This window comes from Psychrobacter sp. Ps6, assembly GCF_022129235.1.
In the GTDB taxonomy this organism is placed as follows: domain Bacteria; phylum Pseudomonadota; class Gammaproteobacteria; order Pseudomonadales; family Moraxellaceae; genus Psychrobacter.
This window is the reverse complement of record NZ_JADQAI010000004.1, coordinates 23,447-50,313: the sequence shown is the minus strand read 5'-3', so window position 1 is coordinate 50,313 and position 26,867 is coordinate 23,447. Positions and strand designations below refer to the sequence as shown.

Annotated in this window: 25 protein-coding genes and 1 pseudogene; 7 read left to right on the top strand and 19 right to left on the bottom strand. The window is 43.4% G+C overall.

The features are described 5' to 3' along the window. Positions 1-275: 275 nt before the first annotated feature. The 3 genes from I3255_RS06055 to I3255_RS06045 form a co-directional block, all read right to left on the bottom strand. Positions 276-1,265 (bottom strand): malate dehydrogenase, encoded by a 990-nt coding sequence (locus tag I3255_RS06055; RefSeq protein ID WP_238037888.1) that lies wholly within the window; start codon positions 1,263-1,265, stop codon positions 276-278. 396 nt (positions 1,266-1,661) lie between these two features. Further along, entirely contained in the window at positions 1,662-2,303 is a 642-nt protein-coding gene (locus I3255_RS06050) for a hypothetical protein (RefSeq protein WP_238037886.1), read from the bottom strand. A gap of 479 nt (positions 2,304-2,782) precedes the next feature. Then, entirely contained in the window at positions 2,783-4,903 is a 2,121-nt protein-coding gene (locus tag I3255_RS06045) for a lytic transglycosylase domain-containing protein (protein ID WP_238037884.1), read from the bottom strand. 347 nt (positions 4,904-5,250) lie between these two features. On the opposite strand from I3255_RS06045, the gene miaB reads away from it, so the two are divergent. Continuing rightward, positions 5,251-6,744 (top strand): tRNA (N6-isopentenyl adenosine(37)-C2)-methylthiotransferase MiaB, encoded by a 1,494-nt coding sequence (gene miaB / locus I3255_RS06040; RefSeq protein WP_238037882.1) that lies wholly within the window; start codon positions 5,251-5,253, stop codon positions 6,742-6,744. 87 nt (positions 6,745-6,831) lie between these two features. On the opposite strand, the gene I3255_RS06035 is transcribed toward miaB, so the two are convergent. The 6 genes and pseudogenes from I3255_RS06035 to I3255_RS06010 all read right to left on the bottom strand — a co-directional run bounded on the left by I3255_RS06035 (position 6,832) and on the right by I3255_RS06010 (position 12,514). Further along, positions 6,832-7,068, bottom strand: a complete 237-nt coding sequence (locus tag I3255_RS06035) for a hypothetical protein (RefSeq protein WP_238037880.1) — start codon at positions 7,066-7,068, stop codon at positions 6,832-6,834. A gap of 4 nt (positions 7,069-7,072) precedes the next feature. Further along, positions 7,073-7,624, bottom strand: a pseudogene (locus I3255_RS14940) (DUF6756 family protein). 72 nt (positions 7,625-7,696) lie between these two features. Then, entirely contained in the window at positions 7,697-8,911 is a 1,215-nt protein-coding gene (locus I3255_RS06025; RefSeq protein ID WP_238037876.1) for an RtcB family protein, read from the bottom strand. Positions 8,912-9,678: 767 nt separating this feature from the next. Beyond that, positions 9,679-10,407, bottom strand: a complete 729-nt coding sequence (locus tag I3255_RS06020; protein WP_238037873.1) for a LysE family translocator — start codon at positions 10,405-10,407, stop codon at positions 9,679-9,681. A 137-nt stretch (positions 10,408-10,544) separates the two neighbouring features. Next, on the bottom strand, positions 10,545-11,783 hold the full coding sequence (gene argE / locus I3255_RS06015) for an acetylornithine deacetylase (RefSeq protein WP_238037870.1): 1,239 nt from the start codon (positions 11,781-11,783) through the stop codon (positions 10,545-10,547). Positions 11,784-11,860: 77 nt separating this feature from the next. Beyond that, positions 11,861-12,514 carry a UPF0149 family protein gene (locus I3255_RS06010; RefSeq protein ID WP_238037868.1) on the bottom strand — a complete coding sequence of 218 codons (654 nt, stop codon included), beginning with the start codon at positions 12,512-12,514 and terminating at the stop codon, positions 11,861-11,863. Positions 12,515-12,724: 210 nt separating this feature from the next. On the opposite strand from I3255_RS06010, the gene I3255_RS06005 reads away from it, so the two are divergent. Then, complete coding sequence (locus I3255_RS06005) at positions 12,725-13,165, top strand: hypothetical protein (RefSeq protein WP_238037866.1); 441 nt, start codon at positions 12,725-12,727, stop codon at positions 13,163-13,165. A 107-nt stretch (positions 13,166-13,272) separates the two neighbouring features. Beyond that, positions 13,273-13,719, top strand: a complete 447-nt coding sequence (locus I3255_RS06000) for a cell division protein ZapA (protein WP_238037864.1) — start codon at positions 13,273-13,275, stop codon at positions 13,717-13,719. A 147-nt stretch (positions 13,720-13,866) separates the two neighbouring features. On the opposite strand, the gene I3255_RS05995 is transcribed toward I3255_RS06000, so the two are convergent. The 4 genes from I3255_RS05995 to I3255_RS05980 all read right to left on the bottom strand — a co-directional run bounded on the left by I3255_RS05995 (position 13,867) and on the right by I3255_RS05980 (position 18,168). Next, positions 13,867-14,163 carry a hypothetical protein gene (locus I3255_RS05995; RefSeq protein WP_238037862.1) on the bottom strand — a complete coding sequence of 99 codons (297 nt, stop codon included), beginning with the start codon at positions 14,161-14,163 and terminating at the stop codon, positions 13,867-13,869. Between the two features lie 251 nt (positions 14,164-14,414). Further along, a complete protein-coding gene (gene glyS / locus I3255_RS05990) occupies positions 14,415-16,508 on the bottom strand; it encodes a glycine--tRNA ligase subunit beta (protein ID WP_238037860.1) in 2,094 nt (697 codons plus the stop codon). A 9-nt stretch (positions 16,509-16,517) separates the two neighbouring features. Next, a complete protein-coding gene (glyQ, locus tag I3255_RS05985; RefSeq protein ID WP_238038214.1) occupies positions 16,518-17,504 on the bottom strand; it encodes a glycine--tRNA ligase subunit alpha in 987 nt (328 codons plus the stop codon). Positions 17,505-17,955: 451 nt separating this feature from the next. Then, complete coding sequence (locus I3255_RS05980; RefSeq protein WP_201597988.1) at positions 17,956-18,168, bottom strand: PspC domain-containing protein; 213 nt, start codon at positions 18,166-18,168, stop codon at positions 17,956-17,958. A gap of 582 nt (positions 18,169-18,750) precedes the next feature. Between I3255_RS05980 and nadR the strand changes: the two genes are divergently transcribed. The 3 genes from nadR to I3255_RS05965 all read left to right on the top strand — a co-directional run bounded on the left by nadR (position 18,751) and on the right by I3255_RS05965 (position 21,289). Then, positions 18,751-19,809, top strand: coding sequence for a multifunctional transcriptional regulator/nicotinamide-nucleotide adenylyltransferase/ribosylnicotinamide kinase NadR (nadR, locus tag I3255_RS05975; RefSeq protein ID WP_238037858.1), 1,059 nt, complete (start codon positions 18,751-18,753; stop codon positions 19,807-19,809). Between the two features lie 101 nt (positions 19,810-19,910). Next, on the top strand, positions 19,911-20,642 hold the full coding sequence (gene pnuC, locus I3255_RS05970; protein ID WP_238037856.1) for a nicotinamide riboside transporter PnuC: 732 nt from the start codon (positions 19,911-19,913) through the stop codon (positions 20,640-20,642). Positions 20,643-20,854: 212 nt separating this feature from the next. Continuing rightward, the gene (locus I3255_RS05965; RefSeq protein ID WP_071003023.1) at positions 20,855-21,289 is read left to right on the top strand and encodes an Mpo1-like protein; all 435 of its coding nucleotides are present in this window, start codon (positions 20,855-20,857) and stop codon (positions 21,287-21,289) included. Positions 21,290-21,451: 162 nt separating this feature from the next. Here I3255_RS05965 and I3255_RS05960 read toward each other — a convergent pair whose 3' ends face one another. The 3 genes from I3255_RS05960 to I3255_RS05950 all read right to left on the bottom strand — a co-directional run bounded on the left by I3255_RS05960 (position 21,452) and on the right by I3255_RS05950 (position 23,969). Then, complete coding sequence (locus tag I3255_RS05960; RefSeq protein WP_238037854.1) at positions 21,452-22,063, bottom strand: nitroreductase family protein; 612 nt, start codon at positions 22,061-22,063, stop codon at positions 21,452-21,454. Between the two features lie 208 nt (positions 22,064-22,271). Beyond that, the gene (locus I3255_RS05955; RefSeq protein ID WP_238037852.1) at positions 22,272-23,225 is read right to left on the bottom strand and encodes a pirin family protein; all 954 of its coding nucleotides are present in this window, start codon (positions 23,223-23,225) and stop codon (positions 22,272-22,274) included. A gap of 30 nt (positions 23,226-23,255) precedes the next feature. Beyond that, entirely contained in the window at positions 23,256-23,969 is a 714-nt protein-coding gene (locus tag I3255_RS05950) for a pirin family protein (RefSeq protein WP_238037850.1), read from the bottom strand. A gap of 159 nt (positions 23,970-24,128) precedes the next feature. Between I3255_RS05950 and I3255_RS05945 the strand changes: the two genes are divergently transcribed. Continuing rightward, positions 24,129-25,034 (top strand): LysR family transcriptional regulator, encoded by a 906-nt coding sequence (locus I3255_RS05945; protein ID WP_238037848.1) that lies wholly within the window; start codon positions 24,129-24,131, stop codon positions 25,032-25,034. A gap of 86 nt (positions 25,035-25,120) precedes the next feature. On the opposite strand, the gene I3255_RS05940 is transcribed toward I3255_RS05945, so the two are convergent. The 3 genes from I3255_RS05940 to I3255_RS05930 are packed head-to-tail and all read right to left on the bottom strand — an operon-like array spanning position 25,121 to position 26,800. Next, positions 25,121-25,525, bottom strand: coding sequence for a hypothetical protein (locus tag I3255_RS05940; RefSeq protein ID WP_238037846.1), 405 nt, complete (start codon positions 25,523-25,525; stop codon positions 25,121-25,123). A gap of 8 nt (positions 25,526-25,533) precedes the next feature. Continuing rightward, positions 25,534-26,067, bottom strand: coding sequence for a hypothetical protein (locus I3255_RS05935; RefSeq protein ID WP_201597974.1), 534 nt, complete (start codon positions 26,065-26,067; stop codon positions 25,534-25,536). A gap of 4 nt (positions 26,068-26,071) precedes the next feature. Further along, on the bottom strand, positions 26,072-26,800 hold the full coding sequence (locus I3255_RS05930) for a BLUF domain-containing protein (protein ID WP_269117283.1): 729 nt from the start codon (positions 26,798-26,800) through the stop codon (positions 26,072-26,074). Positions 26,801-26,867: the final 67 nt, after the last annotated feature.

Below are 26,867 nucleotides of genomic sequence, written 5' to 3'. Positions count from 1 at the left end.
TTAAATGGTGTAGAGGTAATTGTGCTTATCATTCAAATTAACCCATTTATTGTAGCAAGCTTTATACTAATAGCTGTTAATCAACGTTTATCTAACGTTATCAATTGTATTGACAGCAAACAGGTATTGCCATTTAAAAGGATGCGATAGATTACTTTTTACTTCATCATATATTTTGAATAAAAAAATCTTATAGACACAAAAAAGCCCTCCTATTTAAGAGGGCTTTTTTTTCACGCATTACTTAAGTTAAGACAGCTATATAACTGCTTAGCTTATGGTAGCAAGTGTGCTACTGCATCACGCTCTTCACTAAGCTCTTGCTCAGTGGCAGCCATTTTCTCTTTAGAGAAATCTGATGATACGTCAACGCCGTCCACGATAGACCAGTCGCCGTTAGTACATGTGCATGGGAATGAGTAGATCAAACCTTCAGCGATACCATATTCTCCGTTTGAGTAAACACCCATAGAGACCCAATCGTTCTCGTCAGTACCTAGTGCCCACGTACGCATATGTGCGATAGCAGCATTGGCAGCAGAAGCGGCAGATGATGCACCGCGAGCTTTAATGATCGCAGCACCACGTTGTTGTACTTCTGGGATATACGTGTTTTCGTACCAGTCGCGATCAACAAGATCTAGCGCAGGCTTGCCGTTTACTGTACAAGCAGTTAAATCTGGATACTGAGTTGACGAATGGTTGCCCCAGATAGTCATGTTTTTGATGTCATTCACTGTGCTGTCAGTCTTGTCAGCCAACTGTGCCATCGCACGGTTGTGATCTAGACGAGTCATGGCAGTGAAGTTACGTGGATCAAGATCTGGTGCGTTACGCTGAGCGATAAGCGCGTTGGTGTTGGCAGGGTTACCGACGACCAATACTTTTACATCACGGCTAGCGACTTCGTTCAATGCTTTACCTTGTGCTGAGAAGATCGCAGCATTGGCTTCTAGCAAGTCCTTACGCTCCATACCTGGGCCACGAGGACGTGCGCCAACTAGCAAAGCATAATCGATATCTTTGAATGCAACATTGGCATCATCAGTCTGGACAATACCAGCAAGCAATGGAAATGCACAGTCTTCTAATTCCATGACCACACCCTTTAGGGCGTCAAGCGCTGGCGTAATTTCAAGTAATTGCAAAATAACTGGCTGATCTTTACCTAGCATCTCGCCAGATGCAATACGAAATAGCATCGCGTAGCTGATATTACCAGCGGCACCAGTGACGGCAACACGTAAAGGCTGTTTCATTGACATTGAATACTCCCTAATTGATGATTGGATAATGCATAGTTTTAATTGATGATTATCATTATAGATATCGACTTGTCTGCCGCATTGCAGCACACATAAACCGAGAGCTAGTGTAGCACTTCATCACAGCGACCGTCTAGATACAGTCATAGACCCATCAGGGACTATATTGTTACATTTTATACGAAAAGAATATCTATAGGCTCAAAGCCTGTGCATAAAGGGCTGTAGAATTTTCCGATACGGTCCATAGTATGTTTTATCGCTATGAGACGAGTAAATAAGAGCATAAAAATGACAATGTAATACTGCCAAGTTCACTCAGATTTCATTAGAAATAGGATTGAAAAGGATGTAGAAAAAGAAAGGTAGAGTATCTAAAAAATAGTTGAATAAAGGCTATCTACCACCTGAAATGATGAATTGGCTACCACAGTTATCTACAACATTGTGACAAGTACCAAAACTGCTGCTCTCATAGCACACATGAATATCCGTCAGTATCGATTGACGACGACTGCCTTCTTGGCAAATGAGATCAACACTATTTGATGACATACCCCTATTTAGACGCGTCATTTGACTAATAAATCGAGATTTAGAGACTGTATAACTGTTGCCCGTATTCAGCTCGTTAGGCAGTTTTAGTTCACCAGCGTAGTTAGTGATTTGTCGGAAGTAACTACTGGCACTCAATGGGCTACAAGCACCATAGCGCTGCCACGTTTGGCTACGTACTGTCGTATCAGGCATGATCCGATTGACGACCTTTAGTTGTAGTGGCGTCAAACGTGGCTCGCTACCACGACCACAGCGTTCGCCGTAGCCCATGTCTAGACCTGAAACTGTCAATGAATAGCCTTCTAGACATTGACGCATGCGGGCTCTTGTCGGCTGCATGCTACATAACGCGGGGGTCATTTCGACCATCAATACGCGCTGACCAGCTTTGGCCGTACTCGCCGCATATGCTGGCGTAAGCATAAGACCTTGTATGATTAACAAAGCACCAAAACTCGTCGTCTTATTAACTTTACCCATATGATGCCTATTTATCAAACTTCCACTTATCAAACTTCCACGGAACTGCACCAAGAAACTGGATGTCTTAAATTTTGAGCTTGTTTCTGCTTTTGTATTAGATAACGGGGGCGCCTGAATCAGTAACGGTTGCCGAGTTTTCGATAATACAGACAGTTTGAAGTATTTTTTGATCATAGGGCTGGGAGCAATTAGCAATGATAAAACATGGACTATCACTTAAATCATTGTGCTAACAGCATTAAACACATAGCGATCTAAGAACAAGATTAAAGAACTTAAACATTAATTAAAGCAATGGTAACAAAATGTCTTTTTTAATCTATAGCAAAAACGTAAACGTTGTCGTACTCGTCAACAATTACAAAACTAAGTCCAGTATTTATTATGCAGAATAGAAAAACTTGCTGTCATTTAGCCCATAAAAAATAGACCATTAACTATAAAAGCTAGTGGTCTATTAAATACGAATTCACTGATTAAAATGCAGCAGGTACTGTACCCATACGTTGACTGATTGGCTGGCTACGACCCAACAGACTACTATAAATAGTGGCGTTTTCCATCACGTGTTTGACATAGTTACGCGTTTCAGGAAAGGCAATCGATTCGACATATTGATCTGCGGCGATTGCGCCATAGGTTGGCTGCCAGCGTTTGGCATTATTAGGACCCGCGTTATAGCCTGCAGTTGCTAACACTGGCTGATAGTTCAGTTTACTTAAGATATCACCCATATACCATGTACCATAACGGATATTGGTATCACCACTGTTAGCTCGGCTCGCACTATAAGTCTCACCTAGATTACGAGCGATATATTTTGCCGTATCAGGCATGACTTGCATTAACCCACTGGCACCCACATTTGAGCGCGCAGAAGACACAAAACGGCTCTCTTGACGCATGATGCCATAAGCCCACGCTGGATCAATGCCCGCTGACTGGCTATAGCGCACCACTGAATCTTGGTGCGGCATTGGATGCGAAAGTGCGAGACTATCAACTCTATCGGTATTATCAACGGCATAAATCGCCCGATCGAGCCAGCCCATGTCATAGGCTTGACGCGCCGCCGCAATAATCAAATTGTCATCACGATTATCGCGTGCTTGCTTCACAGCCCAGTTCCACTCGCGGTTGGCATACGCGCGGCTAGCATCAGAGTTATATAAGGCAAATGCACGAGCAAAGTTGCCATCTTGCATCACGCGCGCGCGGTCAGCGGTACTGACATTAGGTAAATTGCTACCACCTAGGCGGCTGGCATCAAATCGCTGACCGATTCTGTCTTTTGCCATCAAGCCATAGTAATCGTTACTTTTCGCTAGATTTTGATACATCTTTTTAGCGGTATTGCGTTTGCTACTATTGCTCGATTGCTCATAAGCACGAGCCAGCCAGTATTGCCACTGACCATCCTTTTGAATTTCACCATCCATTTTTGAGATAGCTTCAACAACATCATCCCAGCGGCCAAAGCGAATCGCTGCCATAGCGTAGTCTTCCGCTTCTTCAAAGTTAAAGTCATCATCTAAGCTATTGCGGAACCAATCAACAGCCTCAACATTAAAGCCGTCATCTGTATTGTGGTTCATGCGCTTAACACCAAGTGTACGATAGGCGTAACGACGTGTTTCATCATTCAATAGTTTGATAGCGCGCTGATTGTCTTGCTTGATATCAAAATCTAATTGTAGTGCTGCTTCTCGATAGGATTTATCTGCGACACGGCCAATAGCATATAGGTATAGGTATTGATTGGTTTGGCTGGCAGGCTCGCGACCAAAGCGGCTAAAAAACGACGAGGGATTTAGCTGAATTTCACTGAGCGCCGAATACGCAATCGGCGTACCTAGGCGTGACGACAGTGCCATAATGTCACCTGTTTTGCCTATTCGTAGCATACGCTTGAGACGAGAAGCGCGATCCTGATTGCTAATGAGCGCGTTATTATTCATCTCCATCGCTAGCTGGTCACACAAGGCGGGCTGCTTTTTGGTGGTTAACCAAACATCAGATTTGGCAGCCATGGCACGCATGGTATCACCGCCATTATTGAACCCAAGGGCGATAGCGCAGCGCTCGCTAGCATCGGCATTGGTGATGAGATTCGCCACTTGTCTGACAGAGGCGTAGTCATTCGATCCCGCTTTGGTCTCCGCAAAATCAGCCACTAACTTCTCGGCCATGACCGTATCTGGATACTGGCGTACAAACTGCGATACTGCCGCTGAACTTTGTGAATTGAGATCTAGATTCATCCGCCAGTAAGTTGGATACATGGCAAATAGACCACCGCTCATTATTTGCTCATAATTATAGAGAGCACCCACATCGCCGCGATCCGCTGCGATAGCCGCCGCTGTAAACGAATCAATACTGCTGTCTTGTTGATAGTTGCTCTCTTGTTGGTAGCTTTCCTCATCGCCCCACGTCAACTCCGCGCAAGCCACTTGCGACATACCAAGTGCACTTACCGCTGTTGCCACGCTAAACGCACTCATCCGTAACGTACCGGCTGCGATCCGCTTCGACGCGCGCTTTTGACTGACTGATTCTTCATCCTTGATGCTATGCGCAACACGCAACTTTGTCATACTGACTCTCTTTATGATATCTCTACAAATATATGAATAACGGTTCGCTAGGTACCGCCAAGGGTATATCAATCATCATACTATACTCATTGTACTTTCAACTATCTCCTTTACCTTTTGTTAATAAATAGGACAGCACGGTGTAACATAGAAATGATGACGAGCCTCAGTTTTTATAAATGGTAATATTAATCACAGTAAATAATTGATACTGCTATGAATTATTTATCATATTGACGACCCATCGCCTATGCTAATTTTTCACATTGGTACAGGGTTGTGATAAAATACGCCACTTGTTAATCGGCTACTCCGCTATATTTTTGGTCAATCATGGACTTATCCTTATGAGTGTTACTGTATTCAATCCCCGCATCGATGACGATGCTGCTGCTGAGACGACTGTCACCGCACGTGCTGTCACTGCACTCAAAGAACCTGGTTCAGCCCAAGCGCCCGTCGAAAAAGCCGCAACCAAGAAGGTATTCATCACAACCCAAGGCTGTCAGATGAATGTCTATGACTCTGACAAAATGCTAGACGTGCTTGGCGATTCACACGGTATGGAAGTGACTCATGACATTGATGAGGCTGACGTGCTGCTGATGAACACCTGCTCCATCCGTGAAAAAGCCCAAGAAAAAGTATTCTCAGAACTCGGCCGCTGGCGCAAGCTCAAAGAAAAACGTCCTGATCTCGTGATTGGCGTTGGTGGCTGCGTGGCTTCACAAGAAGGCGACAGCATCCAAAAACGCGCGCCTTATGTGGACATGGTGTTTGGCCCACAAACCCTGCATCGCCTGCCAGAACTATATGATCAATCACATGAGCAGCGTGGTATCGCGCCCAAAAACCGTATCGGTACGATTGACGTGTCCTTCCCCAGTATTGAAAAGTTCGACTTTTTACCAGAACCAAGAGTAGAAGGCTACAAAGCCTTTGTCTCGATTATGGAAGGCTGCTCAAAGTATTGCTCATTCTGCGTCGTGCCTTATACGCGTGGCGAAGAATTATCACGTCCACTCGATGATGTGTTGGCTGAGATTGATAGCCTTGCCGAGCAAGGTGTGCGTGAAATCAATCTACTCGGTCAAAACGTCAACGGCTATCGCGGCGAAAAAGACGACGGCAGCATTTGCCGTTTCGCTGAGCTGCTGCATTATGTCTCGCACGTCGATGGTGTCGAGCGTATTCGCTATACAACCAGCCATCCGCTTGAGTTTACCGATGATATCATTGATGCTTATGCACAATTGCCAGAACTGGTATCGCACTTGCATCTACCTGTTCAAAGTGGCTCAAATGCTATCTTGGCAGCGATGAAGCGCAACCATACCATTGATGTTTATATCAATCAGATCAATAAGCTTAAAGCCATTCGTCCAGATATTCACTTGTCGAGCGACTTTATTATTGGTTTCCCAGGCGAGACGGAACAAGACTTCCAAGATACCTTGAACTTAGCGAAAGAATTGAACTTCGATCACTCGTACAGCTTTATCTACTCTAAACGTCCGGGTACGCCAGCAGCAGAACTGCCAGATGATGTCAGCTTTACGACCAAAAAAGCGCGCTTGGCTGAGTTCCAAAAAGTTATTATCGACTCAACGCTTGCCAAAACGCATGAGATGGTCGGCACCACGACTCGCGTCTTGGTTGAACAAATTGCTAATCGTCACCCTGACTGCCTAATCGGTACAGCGGATAATACCCGTACGGTCATGTTCCCTTATAACGAAGACAAAATGGATGAGTTACTTGGTAAACTCGTCAGCGTGCGCATCACTGATTTTGTCAGCCCGCACATGGTAAAAGGCGAGCTAATCGAAGTATTGGCATAGAACTACATATAACAGTTCTAGTTAAATAAAAAAAGGCCGTTCACTATAATAGCGAACGGCTTTTTTGCAGGTGAATGTTAATCATCACTATTCTGACAACCAATCTGTCTTCCGTAACTGCTGCTTGGTCTCACGACGACGTTTTTTTCGGACGATATCAATATCTTCTTTTTCATGGATACCGCCTTTTCTTAACAGCGGATCAAGCGCCAAATAATTACGCGGCTTGACAGTGCCTAGCGAGTGTTGCGTACCTGATTCAGCTTGTTGCTCTAACTGCCGCTCAATTTTTTTGGCCTTTTTTAAGGTTTGTTTTAAGCTCATTATCTTATCCTTTATTCTTTGCTACATTTTCTATAGCTTTCAATTTTTGTGGCATATCTTCACCTGTGACCATCAAGATGTCATGGTGATTGTTACAGATGAGCCAATCATAATTTTTAGAAACAAAATAGCACTCGTCAAAGAAGCAGATTTCATCGAGTATTTTTATTATTGCCTCAATTTTACCCTCGTAAAACCAGATTTTCGAACGCTCCTTAAATGTTCCTGTGACACCAAACCAAACACTTTCGTTGGGCTGAATTAAACGTTACAAGTAATTCTCGAGAGAATCTTTGATTTCTATTGAATACGTTTCTTGTATCAGATTTTGCCATAACCAAACTGGACGGCTTTTACCATTTTCAATTTTGCAAAAGGTTTGATAAATCTGCTCTTCTATGCCTTTGTAATCATCGTAAGGGGTTAGAACTCGAAAAGATTTATCCGTTAAATTCAGCTCAGTTTTCAAGCACATAATCTCTGCTCGTATATCAGCCCATTCTTTTGATTGGGGTCTTTTTTTACCATTCTTATTGATATAAGGATAATCTCTCATAATTGTCTCCTCAATTTGATCTTGCGTTATAAGATGCTGACAGTTAAAACAAGATCAAGTTTCATGAAAAAGCTAGCCCTTAATACACATGACTTGCTTCAACGTATGCACCACTTCAACCAAGTCTTTTTGATTAGCCATCACTTCATCAATGTCTTTGTACGCGCCAGGTATCTCATCGATAACGCCTTTGTCTTTACGACATTCAACACCATCGGTTTGCGCTTTTAGCTCATCAATGGTGAACGCGCGTATCGCTTTACCACGGCTCATCTGTCGCCCTGCCCCATGTGAGCAAGAACAAAACGACTCTGCCGCGCCTAAACCACGCACGATAAAAGATTTTGCACCCATAGAGCCGGGGATAATGCCAAGCTCACCGGCATAGGCACTGATTGCGCCTTTACGCGTCACGTAAACCTGCTCGCCGAAATGCACCTCTTCATTAACGTAGTTGTGATGGCAATTGATGGCTTCTTTGGTCAGGGCAAACCGTGGCAATCCTGCTTGCGGCGATTGCAGCGCCTTAATCACCAAACGCATCATCTCGCGGCGATTCTCTAGCGCGTAATCCTGCGCCCAACCAACTGCCTCAACATAATCAGCAAAGCTGTCAGAGCCTTGGGCAAAGTAAGACAAATCACGATCGGGCACATGACCAAAGCGTGATTGACGCTCTTTTTTGGCCAGATTGATAAAATAGCGCCCGATACAATTACCAATACCGCGACTACCAGAATGCAGCATCACCCAGACATCTTGGTTTTCATCCAAGCACAGCTCGATGAAATGATTGCCACCACCAAGTGTACCCAACTGTTTGGCCCACGTACGCTCAAAGCCTTTAAGCATTTTGAGCAATCCTGGATGCTTATCGGTAATTGGCTTTAGGCGTTTGCCTAATGGATCAAGTGTGGAGTTCTTCGCTTGGATTTGCTTGTGCATGTCGAAACCCACAGGCACTTGCTGTTCCACTACCAAACGTAATGACCTTAAGCTATCAGGTAAATCACTTGCCGTCAGGGATAAGCGCACGGCGTTCATACCGCAGCCGATATCCACACCGACCGCCGCAGGAATAATCGCAGACTTGGTCGGAATCACGCTGCCAACGGTTGCGCCTTTGCCAACGTGTACATCAGGCATCACCGCAATGTGCGAATGTATAAACTCCAGCTGCGCCAAGTTGCGTAGCTGCTGCATCGCGCCTTGCTCGACATCTGAGGTATAGATTTTGACAGGCACGCCATGTTTGCCATTTTTATTTAACGTTAATTGAATGCTCATTATTTTTATTTCCATTCTTTTATTTTAAAGCCATGTATTTTTTTAATTTGCCTATTTATATTTTTTAGACATTACTTATCTGTTTCGATTAAACATAATGTTTAACAAGAAATAAAATCATCAATTAAGAAATAATAGACAATAAAAAACCGTATTTTTATTAATTAAAAATCAATAAAAATTCATGGCTGCTTTATTATGGACATTTTAAAGAAGAGTCTTTCATACCAAAAATAAGAGCGTAAAAATTATGCGCACAGGTAGACAATCGCTAAGTGTTAGCGTGAATAATTTTTTGGTAATAAAGATACAGCAGAATGTTGGATAAACAGATAACGGCAAGCGCGAAACTACTTAGCACTATCGCATCGCTATTTTAACAAAGTAGATGTAGAAGAAGGATGGAGCGAGTACATATAGAAGGCTATTCATTGATATGAATAGATTGAATATCACTCAATAGCTATATATAAATTTAGCCAAACCTTTTCGAAGTCTTCATTGTTGTCATGCTTTTCATACATTCATTCTTTAAAAACGTCTTAACAGTTATATAGGACACGATGATTCCTCCATAGGTTGTGGCTAATGTCAGGGCGACAGTAGCAGATTTATTAGAAATTTATAGCAAGACTATAAATCAGTGAGATAATAATAACGATTTAAAAAATATTGTCAACTATTAATTTTTAAATAACAAAAAAAAACGCAGTACTATAGCAATTCATTTAACAAATTAATTATTTCAAATAATAACTAATAACTTTTTATACCATAAAACTATTAATTACTTCAGCAAACAAAGCCGCTGCAATTATGATAAAGATAATGCCGCAACCACGATTGAGCCACGCTAAGCGATTACCGACATCAAGCCAGCTTGCCAGCTTTTTACCACCCAAGGTATATACGATCTGCCAAATGGTTTCGCTCATGAAAAGCCCTATAGTCAATAGGACATATTGTGGCCATAGCGGCGCACTAAAATTAATAAATTTAGGAAAAAAGGCCGCGAAGAATAAAATGGCTTTTGGATTGGATAAGGATACCCAAACACCCGTACGAAACAGAATAAGATTACTGGGGCTTGCCTTGACCGCTGCACTCGACAGCGAGCGCGGCTGCGGTGTACCAGCTTGACCTTCAGAAGCAGCATAATCAGCTTCAACCTCCGCACTTAACTCTTTGGCATCGTTCATCAAGCTACCATCACCTGCATCGCGCCATGAGCTGATACCTAAATAAATCAAATATGCCGCGCCCACCGCTTTGATAATTGTGAGTAGCCAAGGCGATTGACGGCTGATCACATCCAGCCCCAGCAATGTCGATAGCAGTAATACAAATAGACCAAGGCTTAAACCTGCCAGCGTCCATAACGTCCGCTTCACACCATAGTTCATACCATACTGGAATGCCAGTAGCATGTTAGGACCTGGGGTCGCGGAAATCAAAAATGTACTTGCGAAAAACACTGCAAACAGATGCCAAGACATCAGCTAACCCCTACTTTGTTATATATAAATGGCTCTCATACGGACAGCTGCATAGCCAAAAAAAAGAAATACCGCCATGAAGACGGTATTTTTTATACTTACTTATATTATATACATATGTCTGGCAGTTTTATAGACTACTTAACGGTACAACTGTCTAATAGTTTTTGCAAAAAGCCGTCACAACGTTCGATTTCGATCAACTCAACATATTCATCCGCTTTGTGCGCCTGCTCAATACTACCAGGGCCGCAGATGATCGTTGAGATACCTGCATTGGTAAACTGACCACCTTCCGTTGCGTAAGCGACTTTATGACGCTCGTCGTCCCCTGTCAGTGCCACTATCAATGATTGCAACTCAGCGCTATCGCTGTCCGTCATTGCTGGAACGCTCTCTTCTTGCATCAGCTCGATGCCCGTCTCAGGCGCACGCGCTTGCATTTGCGCATTTAGCTCAGCGACTTTTGCTTGAATAGGCGCCAGTATATCGTCTTGCGTCATGTGCGGCAGGTTACGGTAGTCAAAGGTGAACTCGCACAGATTGGGCACGATATTGGTGGCTGTGCCGCCGTGTATCGTACCTACTGACAATGTTGAATAAGGCACCGTAAACAATGCATCGTTATCGTCACGAGCGCTCAGCTCTTCGGCAAGCGTATCGACATAGCCAACCAATTTGCTTGCATAACTGATCGCATTGACCCCTTGTGCAATCAATGAAGAATGCGCTGATTTGCCATGGACACGGCAACGATATACTGCGATACCTTTGTGCGCGACCACCATCGCCATATTGGTCGGCTCACCAACGATGCAGTAATCAGGGGTGATACCGCGCGCTTTTAGGTCTGCCAAAATTAATGGTGCGCCCAAGCAGCCCACCTCTTCATCGAACGACAGGGCCAGATGCAATGGGCGACGCAGCTGACCGCTGTTAGATAGCTGTACTGCTTGTGGCAACATCGTTAACGCACACGCGATAAAACCTTTCATATCGCACGCACCGCGTCCATATAGTTTGTCACCACGTATCGTTGCCGTAAATGGATCTGACTGCCAGTCTTGACCATCAACGGGTACGACGTCCGTATGGCCAGACAACACCAAACCGTTATTAATTTGGTCGGCGTTTTCGCCAGCGGGTACAGTCGCAAACAAGTTGGCCTTAGTTTTTGCCTCGTTAAAGGTCAAATCTACCGTCAGACCCAACTGCTCACAGTACGCTTTCACATCATTGATCAGTGCTAGGTTAGAGTGTCGACTGACCGTATCGAAGGCGATAAGGCGCGTCAGCCAATCAAGGCTATTACTCGGGTGCGTAGCAGGGTTTAACTGTTGGTCATTGCTAGCATTGTCATTAGTATCTTGGATCATAAAATATCCCTATTATGATTTTTAAGCGTTATATCTTAAAAGCCATTTCTTAAAAACTATGAGGTATCAGATTTGTCTTATGATGGATTATTCTGATTCATGACGTCAAGCACTGGTGGCATAGGTTTTGGTAACTTGCCTTCTGCTTGCAGCTCTTTGGTGGTTTTGGCATTGATAGATAGTCCAGCAATCAGCGCAATGTCTTTCACAGGCTTGCGTTTACGCGTCGCAAAGCTCACTGGCACCATACGAGCAAACTCATAGATATATAGATAAGATTCTTCACCACCTTCAAAATCTTCATCTTCCTCTAAGCGAATCGCACCAATCTTAGCCAAATCAGATAGCATCTCGTTCTCTTCACTGGTCAAACCGCAATCAGTAATACCAAAACCGGTCATAAAGCCGTTTGACCACTGTTTCAATGCCATCACACGCTCGTATAAATCATGTTCATCATCAGGGATGAGCGGCATATAGGCATAGGCATCATCTTTATCTTTTAGCTGAAACACGGTGTCTTCTGCTTCCTCTGTCAGCAAGGTCAATGCAGCCTCTGGTAGTGGCGCAAAGCTCAGCTCTTCAAACACCTTTGCCCAAGTTGCTTCGTCGGGCGCATTACAGGCCGTAATGAGCCCTGTCATCAGGCCATGCACTTCACTGATAGACACATCAGTCCAGTCGTCAAACGCAGTCAGCCAAGTATTCCAGCCAGAGATATTATCATTCATAACAGATGTCCTAGTGATTAAGTGTTACTTATAAAATAAAAAATCGCGATAAAATGTCGGAGACAAATCATCGATAAATAAAAGTAAAAATACAAAGCCTTGTGCTTGTAATTACTTTGTTGATATAGATATTATGCGGTCACCTATGGCATTATTAAATGCAGCGAACAAAATTCATTCACGCTTACTTGTTAAGGATAAAAACTGACTATGTATGATCAACTTAGAATATTAGAAAAAATGGTACTCGACATCAAAAAACAGTATCAGCTTGTCAGTGCTGAACTTAGCAGCCTCAAACAACATCCTGTCACCGACTCTAAAGAATTTGCCGACCTAAAAACTAAGCTCGATAACAGTCATAGCGAACGTGACGGCGCCAAAAAGCAACTGAACGATCTCGACAAGCGCTATCAGAGTCTCGCAGAAGCGCATCATATGATCGGTGAAGAGCAAGACAAACTGCAAAAACAAATCAGCCAATTACAACAACAAAATAGCGAGCTACAAAAGCACAATAATGAATTGAAGCAGCAATATAGCGATATCAAACAACAAAACAGTGAACTGCAAAAGAAGAACCAATTGGCCGCCGAGCGCACGCAAGTAGTATTACAACGCCTGACCCTTATCGATCAAGCAGAAGGCTAACCCATCCCTGTAATAGATAGCAAAACATGCTACTTATTAAACCGCCCAATGCTATTTGTAAAACCTGATATTACTCATTTCACTGACCAGACACTGTAGGATGTATCATGACCGATGACCAAAGTAAATCGATAGACAAACAACCAAAAAATACTCAAGCGCCAAATGCACTATCAGCAGCGCAAAAAACGACAGCCACAGGATCAAATATATCAAACGCCATGGCACAATCTAATACCAAGACACCTAAAGCGCCAGAACCACAAATCAAAAAAGTAGATATCGCGATTGCTGGGGTTACTTATCCAATTTTTTGCCCAGTACATGAGCAAGAAGAACTGCTATCAGCGGTGTCTTATATCAATAACTATGCGCTTGATCTAAAGCGAGATGCACCAAGCCTCAGTCAAGAAAGCATACTGGTGCTGTGCTGCTTAAACTTATACGAAAAAATCCATGCCAATCAAAGAAGTGATGAAGACCGTGTACAAAAAGATAAGCAATCACAGGCATTGTTAAATAAAATCATGAAAGACGCTCACTCTATTTTGTAATAGTCGCGGCGTTGTATCAGCAGACAGATCGTTCAAAACATGCATGATCTAATAGTGCGCGATGTGATGACAAAGCATCAAATCTACTAGCGCTTAGCCTACTAAAGCTAAGCGCTTTTTTATGGTCAATCGTTTTTATCTATTTGCTTACGCATAAGGTTTGTAAGTCTTGCCTGCGTGAAAGTCTGCCTGATGCTCATAATTACAAAAGAATAATTCTTGATTGGCGTCGATAGCATTATCACTATTGGCAGCGACATTCGGCTTGGTTTCAAGGACACCGCGATACTCCGCCAAACTGTTACCACAAAAATTGCACTGACGCGGTGTGGTGACATCACCCTCTTTTGGCATCATGCTTTTGGGTGGACGTGGGTACATAAACTTGTAAAAAGCCCACATGGAAGCCCAGATAATAAGAATGACAATAATAACGGCAAACACGGCAGCGCTCCTTCAATGACAAATAAACGTAATGAATAACAAGAGTGATGACACTTACCATGATCCAATACGCTCGAATGCATAAATTTTACCGTCAATAATGGTAATGGCACAATGCCTTTACGGTTAATTGTTGATTATGCTGGATTGTCATTAATGGCACTGACAAATACCCAAGTGCTATAGCAACAAAAAACTGGCCACATTGAGCCAGTTTTTATATCAAAATTTAAAATTAAAGGCTAGCAGAACTAAAGCTGTAGCTCGCTGATATCTGCCACAGTCAAGAACAAGGCGCGTACCTGCTTGAGCAATGCCAGGCGGTTGTTTTTCAAGGCCTCATCGTCGCTATTGACCATCACATTATCAAAGAACTGTGTCAATGGCTCATCTAAGCTCGCCAGTGTCTGCAATACTTGCGTATAGTCCGCTTGCTCAAGTAGCGGTGTTACTGCCATCTGTGCCTCGCGAACATGGTTATACAAGTTCTGTTCAGCAGGCTCAGACAGTAGCGCCTCATCAACCGTATCAGCAACGCTCACTTCTGATTTGGCCAATATATTGGCCACACGCTTGTTTGAATCAGCCAACATCGACGCTTGTGAAAGCTCGCTAAATGCTTGTACGGCGCGAATACGCTGATCAAAATCAAGCGGCATATGCGGGTTAATCGCTTGTACGGCCTGAATCGTATCAACGCTAACGCCCTGCTCGGTATACATCGCACGATAGCGCGAGTTTAAGAACGCCATGACTTGGGTAAAAGTATCGCCCATTTTGGCAATCTTGCTACCTTCGGCATCACTGTAGCCTTTAATTGCTTGCTCAACCAATGCAACCAAATTGATCGGTAGCTGCTTCTCGATCAAAATACGCAAGATACCAATGGCAGAACGACGTAAGCTAAACGGATCTTTTGAACCCGTTGGTGCTTGATCAATCGCAAAAATACCAACGAGCGTATCTAGGCGATCAGCTAGTGCTAGGCAAATACCAACTGGTGTTTGCGGTAATACATCACCACTGAACTTGGGCAGGTATTGCTCTTCCAAGCTTGCCGCAACTGCCTCAGGTTCCTCATTCAGACGCGCATAATACGTGCCTGCGATACCCTGCAATTCAGGGTACTCGCCGACAAGCGAGCTTGCCAAATCCGCTTTGGATAAAATGCCTGCACGTACGGTGTCATCGACATTGATATCGTGACCTTGCTGCTGCATCAACGTGGCGATAAACGCGGCAAGCTTAGCAATACGCTCAGACTTCTCCCAAATCGTACCCAATTTGTCTTGGAATACACGAGTTTTTAAGCTCTCTGTGAGTGCAAACAACGGCTGCTTTTGATCTTGTAAAAAGAAAAACTCAGCATCAGCCAAACGCGGACGCACCACTTTTTCATTACCTTCGATAATCTGATTGGGGTCTTTAGACTCAATATTTGTAATAAAGATAAAGTACGGCTGCAATTTGCCAGCTTTATCGGTTAAGCAGAAATATTTCTGATCCGCTTGCATGGTCGAGATAAGCGCTTCTTGTGGCACTTGTAAAAAGCGCGCTTCAAAGCTTGCTCGTAGCGCAATTGGGAAATCAACCAATGCGGTGACTTCGTCCAATAAATCCTGCGGTACGATGGCATCAGAATTAACTTCATCTGCCAATGCTTTGACTTGGTTTTTGATCAGCATTTGACGCTTATCAAAATCTGCCACGACTTTTAAACCACTTAGTAATTCTTCATAGTCATTGGCATGAGTAATATCATGGTAGTCAGGGCTGTGGAAACGGTGCCCACGAGTTTGCGAGCCTGTCTCATGCCCTTGGATAGTGGCATCAATGACAGCGTCATCCTGCATCAATACTACCCACTGTACGGGACGAACAAACTCGTTGCGACTTGCGCCTGAGCGCATACGTTTGGCAATCGGTAGACTATCTAACGCCGTTTGAAAAATAGCTGGCAGTAGCTCGGTAGTCGCTTGGCCACTGATCGTTTGCTCAAAGCCGACATAGTCACCTTTATCGGTGTTAATGGTCGTAAGCTCGCTCGCTTCAATACCTAAGCCTTTGGCAAAACCCATCGCCGCACGGGTTGGATTGCCATCGCTATCAAATGCCGCTTTGATAGCTGGTCCGCGTTTTTGCTCAGTGCGGTCAGGTTGCTTGTCGCTAATGCCTTCAATTTGAATCGCCAAACGGCGCGGTGCGGCAAAGGCTTTGATGCTATCAAAGGTAATCTCAGCTGCAGACAACTGCTCAGCGACACTGGCTTGCAGCGCATCGCGTAATGGTTTTAGGCTCTTTGGAGGTAGCTCTTCACACCCCAGTTCAAATAGAATAGTACTCATGGGATGCTCCTATTGCTTGTTCGTCGGTTGATTGTTGTCAGTAGTTTCTTTGGCTAAGCTGTCTGTTTCTGTATCTTCTTTTGGCAAATACTTCTCAAGAGCTTCGGCGCGGTGTGCTTCATCAGCCAATGGGAAGCCTAACTTAGCACGAGCTTCGACATAACCAAACGCAACTTTACGCGCAAGTGTGCGTACACGCAGGATAAAACGTTGACGCTCTGTGACTGAAATCGCACCACGTGCATCAAGCAAGTTAAACGCATGAGAGGCTTTTAACACCATCTCATAAGCAGGCAATGGCAATCCTGCTTCCACTAGCTTATCTGCTTGCTGCTCATAAAAATCAAACATCTCGCCCATCATTGGCACATCAGCGTGCTCAAAGTTGTAGGTCGACTGCTCGACTTCGTTTTGATGGAACACATCGCCATAGGTGACGCGGCCAAACTCCCCATCTGCCCAGACCAAGTCATAAACACTATCGACGCCCTGCACATACATAGCTAAGCGCTCAAGACCGTAAGTAATCTCACCTGTCACTGGGAAACACTCAATACCGCCGACTTGCTGGAAGTAGGTAAACTGCGTCACTTCCATACCGTTTAGCCAGATCTCCCAGCCAAGTCCCCAGGCGCCAAGCGTTGGTGATTCCCAGTTGTCTTCCACGAAACGCACATCATGCACCAATGGATCGATACCAATAGCGCGTAGCGAATCCAGATATAGCTCTTGGATATTAGGTGGATTCGGCTTTAGCACGACTTGGAACTGATAATAATGTTGTAGGCGGTTTGGATTGTCACCATAGCGACCATCAGTCGGGCGACGTGACGGCTGTACATACGCTGCATTCCAACGCTCAGGACCTAACGAGCGCAAAAACGTGGCGGTATGAAACGTGCCCGCGCCGACTTCCATATCGTAAGGTTGCAATACCACGCAGCCCTTGTCAGCCCAATAATTCTGTAGGGTTAAGATTAAGTCCTGAAAAGTCATCGGTTGAGAGTCTTTGTCTTGTATCATCGGGGTTGTCGCTTCGGATGTCATAGTTTGGGTTTTCATAGTAAGTCACTGTGAAATGGGTATGATTAAATAAATCTCTGATAGCACTCGTCACCTATTTGGCAACGACGCTATTTGCCTGCTCACCTTACTAAAAATTGACTATTTTATCCATATTTACGTTAACTAAATTTGCGTTGTCGATAAAAACACGCGGTTGTATCTCTGATTTACGACCAAATCATCATAAAAAATGCCTGACCGGCGACTAATCTTGAAAACAAAAAAATACCCAAATGCGTGAGCATTCGGGCAGGAGGAAAATTATGTCTTGGGCATCCTGATGATTCAGGCTTTTTATTTTTGGAGACTACTTTTTGGACAACTGCTTGTGGTACAAACTTACTTCTTTTAACGGGTCTTAATGTCTAGATATTAAGCTTGGTTACTGATAGGAATCACTATTGGCTTTTGGCATGATTATCCATAACACGATATAAATCAAAATACCCGGTACAGCAGCACTTAGCGACGAGACAATTACAAATAGTAATCTGACCCACGTAGGTGACCAACCGACATATTCTGCAATACCGCCCATCACACCCGCTATCATGCGATTATTTTGTGAGCGATGTAATTTTGCTAACTTAGCCAAACTAAATACCTCTCTATTGTCTATTTTTATAATGTATTTTTTCTTTTTTTCTTACTTTTTTAGTCTTAAGGCTACCTCGCCTTACTAACTTACAAATAAGTATATCAACTCTTGAAAATTTATCTGTTGAAGGTATAGACGTACTTTGTGAGTTTATGATACGTAAGCTTGCCCTAACCTGTCATACCACCACGCAAGCCCCTGATTTTAAATAGTTATTTCAAAATGTTTCAGAATCCACTTTGTTGCTAAAACCTTGCTTTAGCTAATTACACAGTTCATTATTTTTTAAATGAATCAAAGAGATAAGTGGCGTTTTGCTAAATATTTGATAGTAATAATGACCACTTAAACCTTCAATTGTCGAAAAATCACCATTCGCTTTTTATTTTTAGACTTATACAAAAACCGATGATGAAAAAGTTAAGAATCTGCGTAAGAGTCAAATATAAGTCAGATTTACAATAACCTACCTGTAAATCCTCCAAAACATTTATACCATGCTGATAAGTAACTCAGGTTTTAGAGGGTTTGCCCTTAAATCTGAAACAAATATAAGCCTAAAACAAAATAAGGATGGCTATGTACGACAACGGATTGATGATTGGACACTTTGAGCCCTTACATTTGGGGCAAATGCGCAGCATATTAGAAGCAGCAGGACAAGCGAAGACCCTGCATATCGTCATTATGGCGCATCCATCACCGCATCCAGATTTTACGATCACCTTACAAGACAAAGCACGTTGGCTACAGATGGCCTGTGCAGATTTGCCATTTATTCATATTCATACCACTGATGAGATCGAGTTACCGCTTCATGAGCATCTTTATGATAGCAGCGAGGATGTCAGGATCGATGTGGCGATTAGCAATGCTAAGTTGCAGCGGTTGATAAAGGCACTTGCACTTCCTACAGAGACAGTATTGTTTATGGCGGAGAACCACCCGCTAACGCAGAGTGATATACAGGAGCAACTTATCCTACAAGTGGTCACGACAGCGCTACAGCCTGAGTTTGACTCGTACGCCATTGCTCGCGACCCAGTCGCCTATTGGTCAGCGATTCATCCAGAGGCCCGCGTCGACTATACCAAGACTGTCGCTATCGTCGGCGGTGAAAGCTCAGGTAAGACAACACTGGTGCATAAGCTAGCTAATTATTACGGGGCGAGCTTTGCGCTGGAGATGGGCCGTATATATGTGGGCACAGATTTGGGCGGTAGCGAGGTTGGACTACAGTACAGCGATTACGGCCCTATTTGTCTCGACCATGCTCAAGCGATACGAGAGGCTAAAGCCCGTGCAACAGCGCCCCTCACGATCGTCGATACAGATTTTGTGACGACGCAAGCATTTTGTGAAGAGTACGAAGGTCGCACCCATCCTTTTGTCGCTGCATGTATTGATGAGTTTCGGTTAGACCACACCATCATGCTCGACAACAACACGCCATGGGTCGATGATGGCATGCGCTCTTTGGGTACGCCTGAAGCACGTGGACGGTTCGAGCAGCGCCTACTAGACATTTTTGCGCGTCACAATATCGCGCCACACATGATTGACCAGCCGGATTACGATGCTCGCTATCAGCAAGCGTTGTTATTTATCGACAAGCATATCTATGGCAAAAAACCGTAAGCTATACCAATAAGCGCCCTATTTATAATAATAATTTATTCAGCTAACGCAGTGCCGTTAGCCTCATATTGAAATCAGTGTCAATTTTAGAGGAAAAAGTTATGCGTATTCAGCTATTGGATAACATCACCGGAAAATGGTCGATGCAATGGATTATTATTTGGTTTATTTGCGGTGTGATTGCTCTGTCCGCCGGTTTTTGGCTCACCACAGACCATACTACGCTTGATTGGTTTTACTTGGCTGTCTCATTTATTGGCTTGGTTTGCGTCGTCTCGCTGTCATTTCGCAAAAACGTCATGGGCAATGGCTTTGGCATGGGCGCAACCGCAGGGGAAGTCATTGTACAAGCAACATCTGGCGCAGTGGGTCTAATGCTCGCGCCCCTATTTAACTTTTTCACTCATGTATATGGCATCTTTTACTGGTCAAAACACACCGACCCTGATGGCGACATGATACCAAAATCAGCGAGCAAAGCCGTTTGGTTAATCACTGCCGCATTTATCATCATTGGTCTTGCCCTTTTCCCAACCGTCAATGATCTACTGGCAAGCTACGGTTATGCAGTCGTAGAAGATGATAATAGTCTGTTTTTGGGATTCATCTCTTTCTTTTGGATCAACGTCATAGCCTTTGTGCTTTCTATTACCGCGCAAGCCGCCATGATTCTGCGTTATTCCTTTAACTGGTGGTTATGGATCATCGTCAACTTTGTTTGGCTGATCGTCAATCTTATGTCTGGTAACTATATTTTTGCGATTCAAACCATGGTGTATCAAGTAAACGCCTTTGTCGGTCTCTATGAGTGGCATCGCAGCGAACGAGGTTGATAGCAACATATGTAGAAAAAAGCGTTTGAGATATTGAGATAAGTCTTACTAATATCGCATTGGTAATACGAGCGAAATTGACTGTACCGTCTATCAGATAAAATGGTAGACACACGCAATTAGTGCTACAACTGGTCCTAATTGCGCATGTTGATATTTAAGTCAATAGCGCATGTCAGTGTCTTATTTCATTTACTAACAAGGAGGTTAGTATGTCTCGTCAACCCAAAATGTCCAAACGCACGCTTGAGCAGTGGCTCAGTGAGTACGCGGTCAGTCACCAAAACTTAATCAACAAAAAAATCCATTGGCTATGTGTCCCAACGATTTTTGTTAGCCTGCTGGGCATGGGAATGTCGCTGTCTGTGTGGTTTACTCTCGTACTGAGCGCGTTGGTATTACTGTTTTATATACGCTTATCTACGCCGCTATTTTTGGCAATGGGGCTGTTTATTCTGATTTGTCTGTCGGTTATGGCGGCTATGCCATGGGGATTCAAAGCGTGGGCGGCAGTATTTGTCGTTGCTTGGATTGGTCAGTTTATTGGTCATAAAATCGAAGGCAAAAAACCCTCGTTTTTTGAAGATTTACAGTTTTTGTTAATCGGTCCAGCATGGGTCGCCAACAGTTTAATGCAACGCAAATAATCATTAAATTGTCGCATCAGTTCTGCAAACATCCAGTATAGCTGTACTGTCTTTAATTTTTATTATTCATAAAAAACGCCACCCAATGATTGGGTGGCGTTTTTTATGTGGTATATATTCTATTTAGGATACTGCCTAAAATAAAGCAATAGGCTGCTTATCTTAAGCACCAAACACTTTCATACGCTCATCAAGTGGCTTGAATTCTTTGTCGCCTGCTGACTGCTCAATCTTACCGAATACCAGTTGCGCTTTTAGTTCCCAATCTGCATCGATGTTCCAAGTGCTTGCGACTTTCTGATCGATTACTGGATTGTAGTGCTGCAAGTTTGCACCGACATCAATGCTTGCTAGCGCCGTCCAAATGACGTACTGATGCATCGCGTTGGCCTGAGTTGCCCAAATTGGGAAATTGTCAGCATATAAAGGCGCCGCTTCTTGCATGCCTCTCACCACTGCTTTATCTTCAAAGAACAATACAGTGCCAGCACCCGCTCTAAAACCAGCAATTTTGTCTTTGGTAGACTTAAATGCTTCTTCATCACCGACGATTGCACGTAGTGCTTCTTCAGTCATATCCCATAGTTTGTGATGATCATCACCGAATAACACAACGACACGCGTTGATTGCGAGTTGAATGATGATGGTGTATGCAAGACAGCATGCTCAACTACTTTTACGACTTCATCATTCGATACTGGTAACTGGTCGCTTAGTGCATAAATAGTACGGCGTTTCTCTGCTAATTGCTGTAAGTCTTTTAGTTCTGACATAGTACTTCTCCATATTATTGTAGGAATGATTTGCTTTGGGTTGATAGACCTTGTCAATCTTATGATCAACAAGTTTTTATGAAATAGTTTGTTTATTTGCGCTATTATCTGAACAATTTACTTAAAACCCCATAACTTTTTTGTAAAAAAAACTTAACGATAGGGATTGTCTCTGAAAAATAGGTTAATAAATCTTGCGTGTTGGTAATTAGCCTTTGAAGCCTTTGGGTAGTTCGGGTGCCACCAGACGCTGCATATCAGAATCAACCTCGCCGAAGCGCTCATGGCCATTGTTCCAGTCGATCACCGATTGCTCAAGCGCTTCTTTGCTATCAGCGACAAAATTCCACCACAGTAATACTCGGTTATCTAAAGGCTCACCGCCAATAAACATTAAGCGTGTGCCCTTCTTGGCTAACAGCTTTATAGAGGTATTGTTAGTCATGTCATCACGATGAAAACGTAATAACTGGTCCTTTTTATACACCTGACCTTCAGACTCTAACGTACCGACAACCACCAAAATACCGTACTCAAAGCTTGCTTCCAAATTCAGCGTGACGTCTCCATCTTCTAAAAAATGCACATCGATACCAACCATCTTGGAGTACTGCAACGTTGGCGCTTGATGGTGCTCACCAGACGCTGATTTGTAACTACCCGTAGTCAGAATCAGCTTGACGTTGCCCTCAGTCCATGTTGGCAGCTCCGGATAGTGATGAAAACTGCGTTCGATCTGCTGGTCAGTGGGTAAAGCGATCCATAGCTGTATCATATTGATGCTACGTGCAGCAGCGCTTGTATCAGTATTGTCTGAGTCAGCGCTGTCCAAAAATACGCTTTGCTCTGTATGGCTGATGCCTTGTGTCAGCCCAGTACCTGCTGTCATGAGGTTGACTTGGTTTTTGGCAATGACTTGCGTGCTGCCCAAGCTGTCTTTATGTAAAATCTCACCCTCAATCATCCAACTAAACGTCTGTAGGTTGGTATGCGGATGGCGCCCAACCTGAACCCCTGAATCATCTTGATCAAACTCAGCTGGCCCTGCATGATCCAAAAAGCACCACGCGCCAATGGGCTGTTTGCCTTTGTTAGGCAGTAATCGAGCAATAGGAACACCGCCAACCTCAGTCATTCGTGGTTCTAGAGTTCTAATTGTCATGTGACACCTCTTGGTATATGTCCTATTTGTCTACAAAGATAGCGGTACTTCCATCAGCAATACTTTCGCAGCCTCTTTCACTTCCATAGTGAAGTGCTTAGTATCCCAGACCCCGAGGCCATCTCGAGTAGCCAAAATGTTACCGTTTACAACGACTTTGCCACTGATAACAAAAATATAAACACCGTTATTAGGATTGTTTAGCTGATAGGTCTGCGTCACGCCTTTATCAAACTCTCCCATGCTAAACCAAGCATCTTGATGAATCCAAACCCCTGCATCATCCGCATTTGGTGATAGCACCTGATTGAATTCATTGGGCGTCATGATGGTCCCCATGTGCACTTGCTGATAGCGAGGAGCAACGTTCATTTTATTTGGCATGACCCAGATTTGTAAAAACCTTACTGCTTCTTCACGACTGCCATTCATTTCACTATGGGTGATGCCTGTGCCCGCTGACATGACTTGGATCTCACCCGTCTCAATCATGCCCTCATTGCCGATACTATCGCCATGCGCCAGTTTGCCAGCTAAAGGAATGCTGATAATTTCCATATCACGGTGCGAGTGGTTGCCAAACCCTTGACCACCAATGACAAAATCATCATTGATGACACGTAACACCCCAAAGCCCATACGCTCAGGATTATAGTAATTGGCAAAGCTAAAGGTATGACGGCTTTTGAGCCAACCATGGTTGGCATTACCGCGGGAGTATGCTGCATGATAGATCGTTTTCATTATTTATCCTTAATTATCAACACGTTTATCATCTATATATTTGTTATTAATTCACATGATTGAACAATGTAACTATTATAATTGTTGACTATACAGAGATAAACAGACATAAATGCAAATAACTATTCTTTTTATTAGAACAATTATGAGGCATCGATAATGGGACAGTTAGAAGACATGGCGATGTTTGTACGCATTGTCGAGGCAGGCAGTATCACTAAAGCTGCCGAACAATTAAATATTGCAAAATCAGCCGTCAGCCGCCGTCTAAAAGATTTGGAAACGCGCCTAGGCACTCAATTGATCAGCCGTACGACGCGCCACTCTCACTTGACACAAGCAGGTGAGCAGTATTATCAGCAGGTCAACAGTATCTTAAACGCGGTTGATGCCTTGAACGAGACTACTAGTGACACGCCAACGCGCATTGGGGGTACGCTAAAGATGACAGCGCCATTATCGTTTGGTCTTATGCATCTGACTGATGTGATTGATGAATACGCCAATCAGCACCCAAACCTAAAGTTTGAGTTGGATTTTTCTGATCGGCATGTTGATTTGATTGAAGAAGGATATGAGCTGGCTATTCGAATCAGAGAGCTACGAGATTCTAGTTATCAAGCAAAGCCGCTGGCACGAATTCGTTGCGTCATCTGCGCCAGCCCCGACTATCTAAAAAGAATGGGCACACCTGATACATTAGAAGATTTGGAGGGGCATGAGTTTTTGCAATACAGTCTTGGTCAAACAAACAGCATAGAGCTGATTGATGCCCAAGGAAAAAAGCATTATCACGCGATGAACGCCAAAATTAAAGCCACCAATGGTGAGTTTTTAACGGATTTGGCAGTAAAAGGACATGGCATTACTGTCATTCCAACTTTTATCGCTTATAAAAAACTGGCGCGTGGTGAGCTTGTACCGATTTTGCAGCAGTATCAATTGCCAATACTAAACGCGTATGCCGTCTATCCAAAAAATCGATTTTTATCGCAGCGTTGTCGTTATTTGATTGACTTCATTGCCGAGCGCTTTGGTGATCACCCCTATTGGGATGATTTTTGATAGGGTTTGTTTGAGCAGGGTTAATCTTTTACATAGTATAGCGCCGTAGTTACTCTACGAAGCACTCTACTATCAATAATTTCACTCTACTCAGTAATCGCCGAGATTTCACCAATCAGCTTCTTAGTCTTATATCTTGCTTCTGCTAATGCCATCTTGTCTTGTGCCACAACGGTCAATACACATGGCTTGCCGATATAGTCCGTTTTGACAAATAGCATGTTGCCGGTTGTGGCTTCAACGATCGTGATATCGCACTTACCTTGTTTCATCTGGGTAGCTGATGAGTCGCTGAGCGCTGATAGCGTACTACTCATCGCCGCAAACTTATCGGATTGGTTGCTCAACTCTTTGATCGAAAAGCAGCTGATAGGAAAACCATCTGTGGTGCATAGGCTGACCAATATAATTTCTCTATTGGCTTCACACAAGGCTTTCATGTGCTTTAAGAGTTCTATTTTTGCTGGTGATTTTTCGTTTTGTGTAGTCATATCTAACATCAACCTTGATTGTTCAGGGTATTAAATAATGATAATAGAGACACGGCGGACTCTTTATTTCTAGGATCTGTATTGATTACTGGAGCCACTATATCGTGCTCCATCAGCATGACTCTGATTTCTTGTCCGAGCGCTGCCAAGCTTTGTTTATCAGCATCTTCGCAATGTGTAATACCAATAATACAAGTCGTTTGCTTTTCTGCTGGGGCAAAAAAATGTAGCAGTTTATCTAAGTTAGCGTAATCAGGTGTCTCGCCATGCTTGATCAAGATCAGCAAACCCCACAAGGAGTGATTGACGAATTCCCACAAAAACGAAAAACGCTCTTGACCTGGAACCCCATAGATACCTAATGCCATATCATCAGACAGGGTGATTCTTCCATAATCAATACCAACGGTGGTGTACTCTTTACCAATATCGATACTAGATTTTGCTTCTGTCTCGAAAGGACTTATCTCACTTAAAGTCTTAACCATTCGAGTTTTTCCGGCGCCCACTTCACCAATGATAGCTAGCTTTTGATAATTCAATTTTTTACCTCATTCCTAAGAATCTTTTGATCGCACCGTAAAATTTGTTAGGCTTTTTTTCACTAACCTTTTGCTCATCTAATGGCTGTGCGTCTGTCACATTTAGTATACCTGATTGCTCAAATCCCACTATCATTTTTGTGACTTGATCAAGTGAGCCAAACTCACCACTATCCACTAACGAATCAAATGGATACGGTTTTTTGGTCAATTTAACACACAAATCCATAACCATTTGAGGGTTACTTTCATGATTTAAGTCAGGCCAAGCCAATAACTTAAGACTTTTGCCTTGGTAGTCTTTTTTTGAGGCGTTATTAGATTTTTTTGTGTCAAAAAAAGGCTGAATACGCTTGGTTTGTAGTTCATCAAAACCATTTAAAACCGCACTATTATTTTCAATAAAAGTATCAAAAAAAGTGCCTTTATCTACAAAGTCAAATACGCTGACGCCCCAATTATCAAAGCTGCGCTCTGTCACATTTTTTTCAAGAAAAACCCAAATATCTTCATGCCTGGGATCAGATGCTATCTTGGCCATCAACTTATCTACTGCAGCATAAGGGCCTTCAAGCACTTGAAGGTACTGCCCTTCGCGATAGGATATGATACCAGTGATTTGTAACTCTGGATTATGCTTGCTAGAGACTCTGACAATATCTGATAATCCAGCAGGCATACGAACACTGCGATCTTTGATAGGCGCTCTGCTGACATATGCAACACATTTCATTTTGTCACCATTTGATAGAACATCCAAAACTCAATAAATTTTTTATAACTATATATAAAATAATAAT

Coding starts and splice junctions, on each gene's coding strand:
- glyS (WP_238037860.1), bottom strand. CDS start 16,508: ATGAGTACTATTCTATTTGAACTGGGGTGTGAAGAGCTACCTCCAAAG.
- nadR (WP_238037858.1), top strand. CDS start 18,751: ATGTACGACAACGGATTGATGATTGGACACTTTGAGCCCTTACATTTG.
- I3255_RS06025 (WP_238037876.1), bottom strand. CDS start 8,911: ATGAGCATTCAATTAACGTTAAATAAAAATGGCAAACATGGCGTGCCT.
- I3255_RS06010 (WP_238037868.1), bottom strand. CDS start 12,514: ATGAATGATAATATCTCTGGCTGGAATACTTGGCTGACTGCGTTTGAC.
- I3255_RS06055 (WP_238037888.1), bottom strand. CDS start 1,265: ATGTCAATGAAACAGCCTTTACGTGTTGCCGTCACTGGTGCCGCTGGT.
- argE (WP_238037870.1), bottom strand. CDS start 11,783: ATGATCCAAGATACTAATGACAATGCTAGCAATGACCAACAGTTAAAC.
- I3255_RS05940 (WP_238037846.1), bottom strand. CDS start 25,525: ATGACTACACAAAACGAAAAATCACCAGCAAAAATAGAACTCTTAAAG.
- pnuC (WP_238037856.1), top strand. CDS start 19,911: ATGCGTATTCAGCTATTGGATAACATCACCGGAAAATGGTCGATGCAA.
- I3255_RS05930 (WP_269117283.1), bottom strand. CDS start 26,800: ATGAAATGTGTTGCATATGTCAGCAGAGCGCCTATCAAAGATCGCAGT.
- I3255_RS05965 (WP_071003023.1), top strand. CDS start 20,855: ATGTCTCGTCAACCCAAAATGTCCAAACGCACGCTTGAGCAGTGGCTC.
- I3255_RS05945 (WP_238037848.1), top strand. CDS start 24,129: ATGGGACAGTTAGAAGACATGGCGATGTTTGTACGCATTGTCGAGGCA.
- glyQ (WP_238038214.1), bottom strand. CDS start 17,504: ATGACTTTTCAGGACTTAATCTTAACCCTACAGAATTATTGGGCTGAC.
- I3255_RS06000 (WP_238037864.1), top strand. CDS start 13,273: ATGACCGATGACCAAAGTAAATCGATAGACAAACAACCAAAAAATACT.
- I3255_RS05955 (WP_238037852.1), bottom strand. CDS start 23,225: ATGACAATTAGAACTCTAGAACCACGAATGACTGAGGTTGGCGGTGTT.
- miaB (WP_238037882.1), top strand. CDS start 5,251: ATGAGTGTTACTGTATTCAATCCCCGCATCGATGACGATGCTGCTGCT.
- I3255_RS06035 (WP_238037880.1), bottom strand. CDS start 7,068: ATGAGCTTAAAACAAACCTTAAAAAAGGCCAAAAAAATTGAGCGGCAG.
- I3255_RS06045 (WP_238037884.1), bottom strand. CDS start 4,903: ATGACAAAGTTGCGTGTTGCGCATAGCATCAAGGATGAAGAATCAGTC.
- I3255_RS05950 (WP_238037850.1), bottom strand. CDS start 23,969: ATGAAAACGATCTATCATGCAGCATACTCCCGCGGTAATGCCAACCAT.
- I3255_RS06020 (WP_238037873.1), bottom strand. CDS start 10,407: ATGTCTTGGCATCTGTTTGCAGTGTTTTTCGCAAGTACATTTTTGATT.
- I3255_RS06005 (WP_238037866.1), top strand. CDS start 12,725: ATGTATGATCAACTTAGAATATTAGAAAAAATGGTACTCGACATCAAA.
- I3255_RS05960 (WP_238037854.1), bottom strand. CDS start 22,063: ATGTCAGAACTAAAAGACTTACAGCAATTAGCAGAGAAACGCCGTACT.
- I3255_RS06050 (WP_238037886.1), bottom strand. CDS start 2,303: ATGGGTAAAGTTAATAAGACGACGAGTTTTGGTGCTTTGTTAATCATA.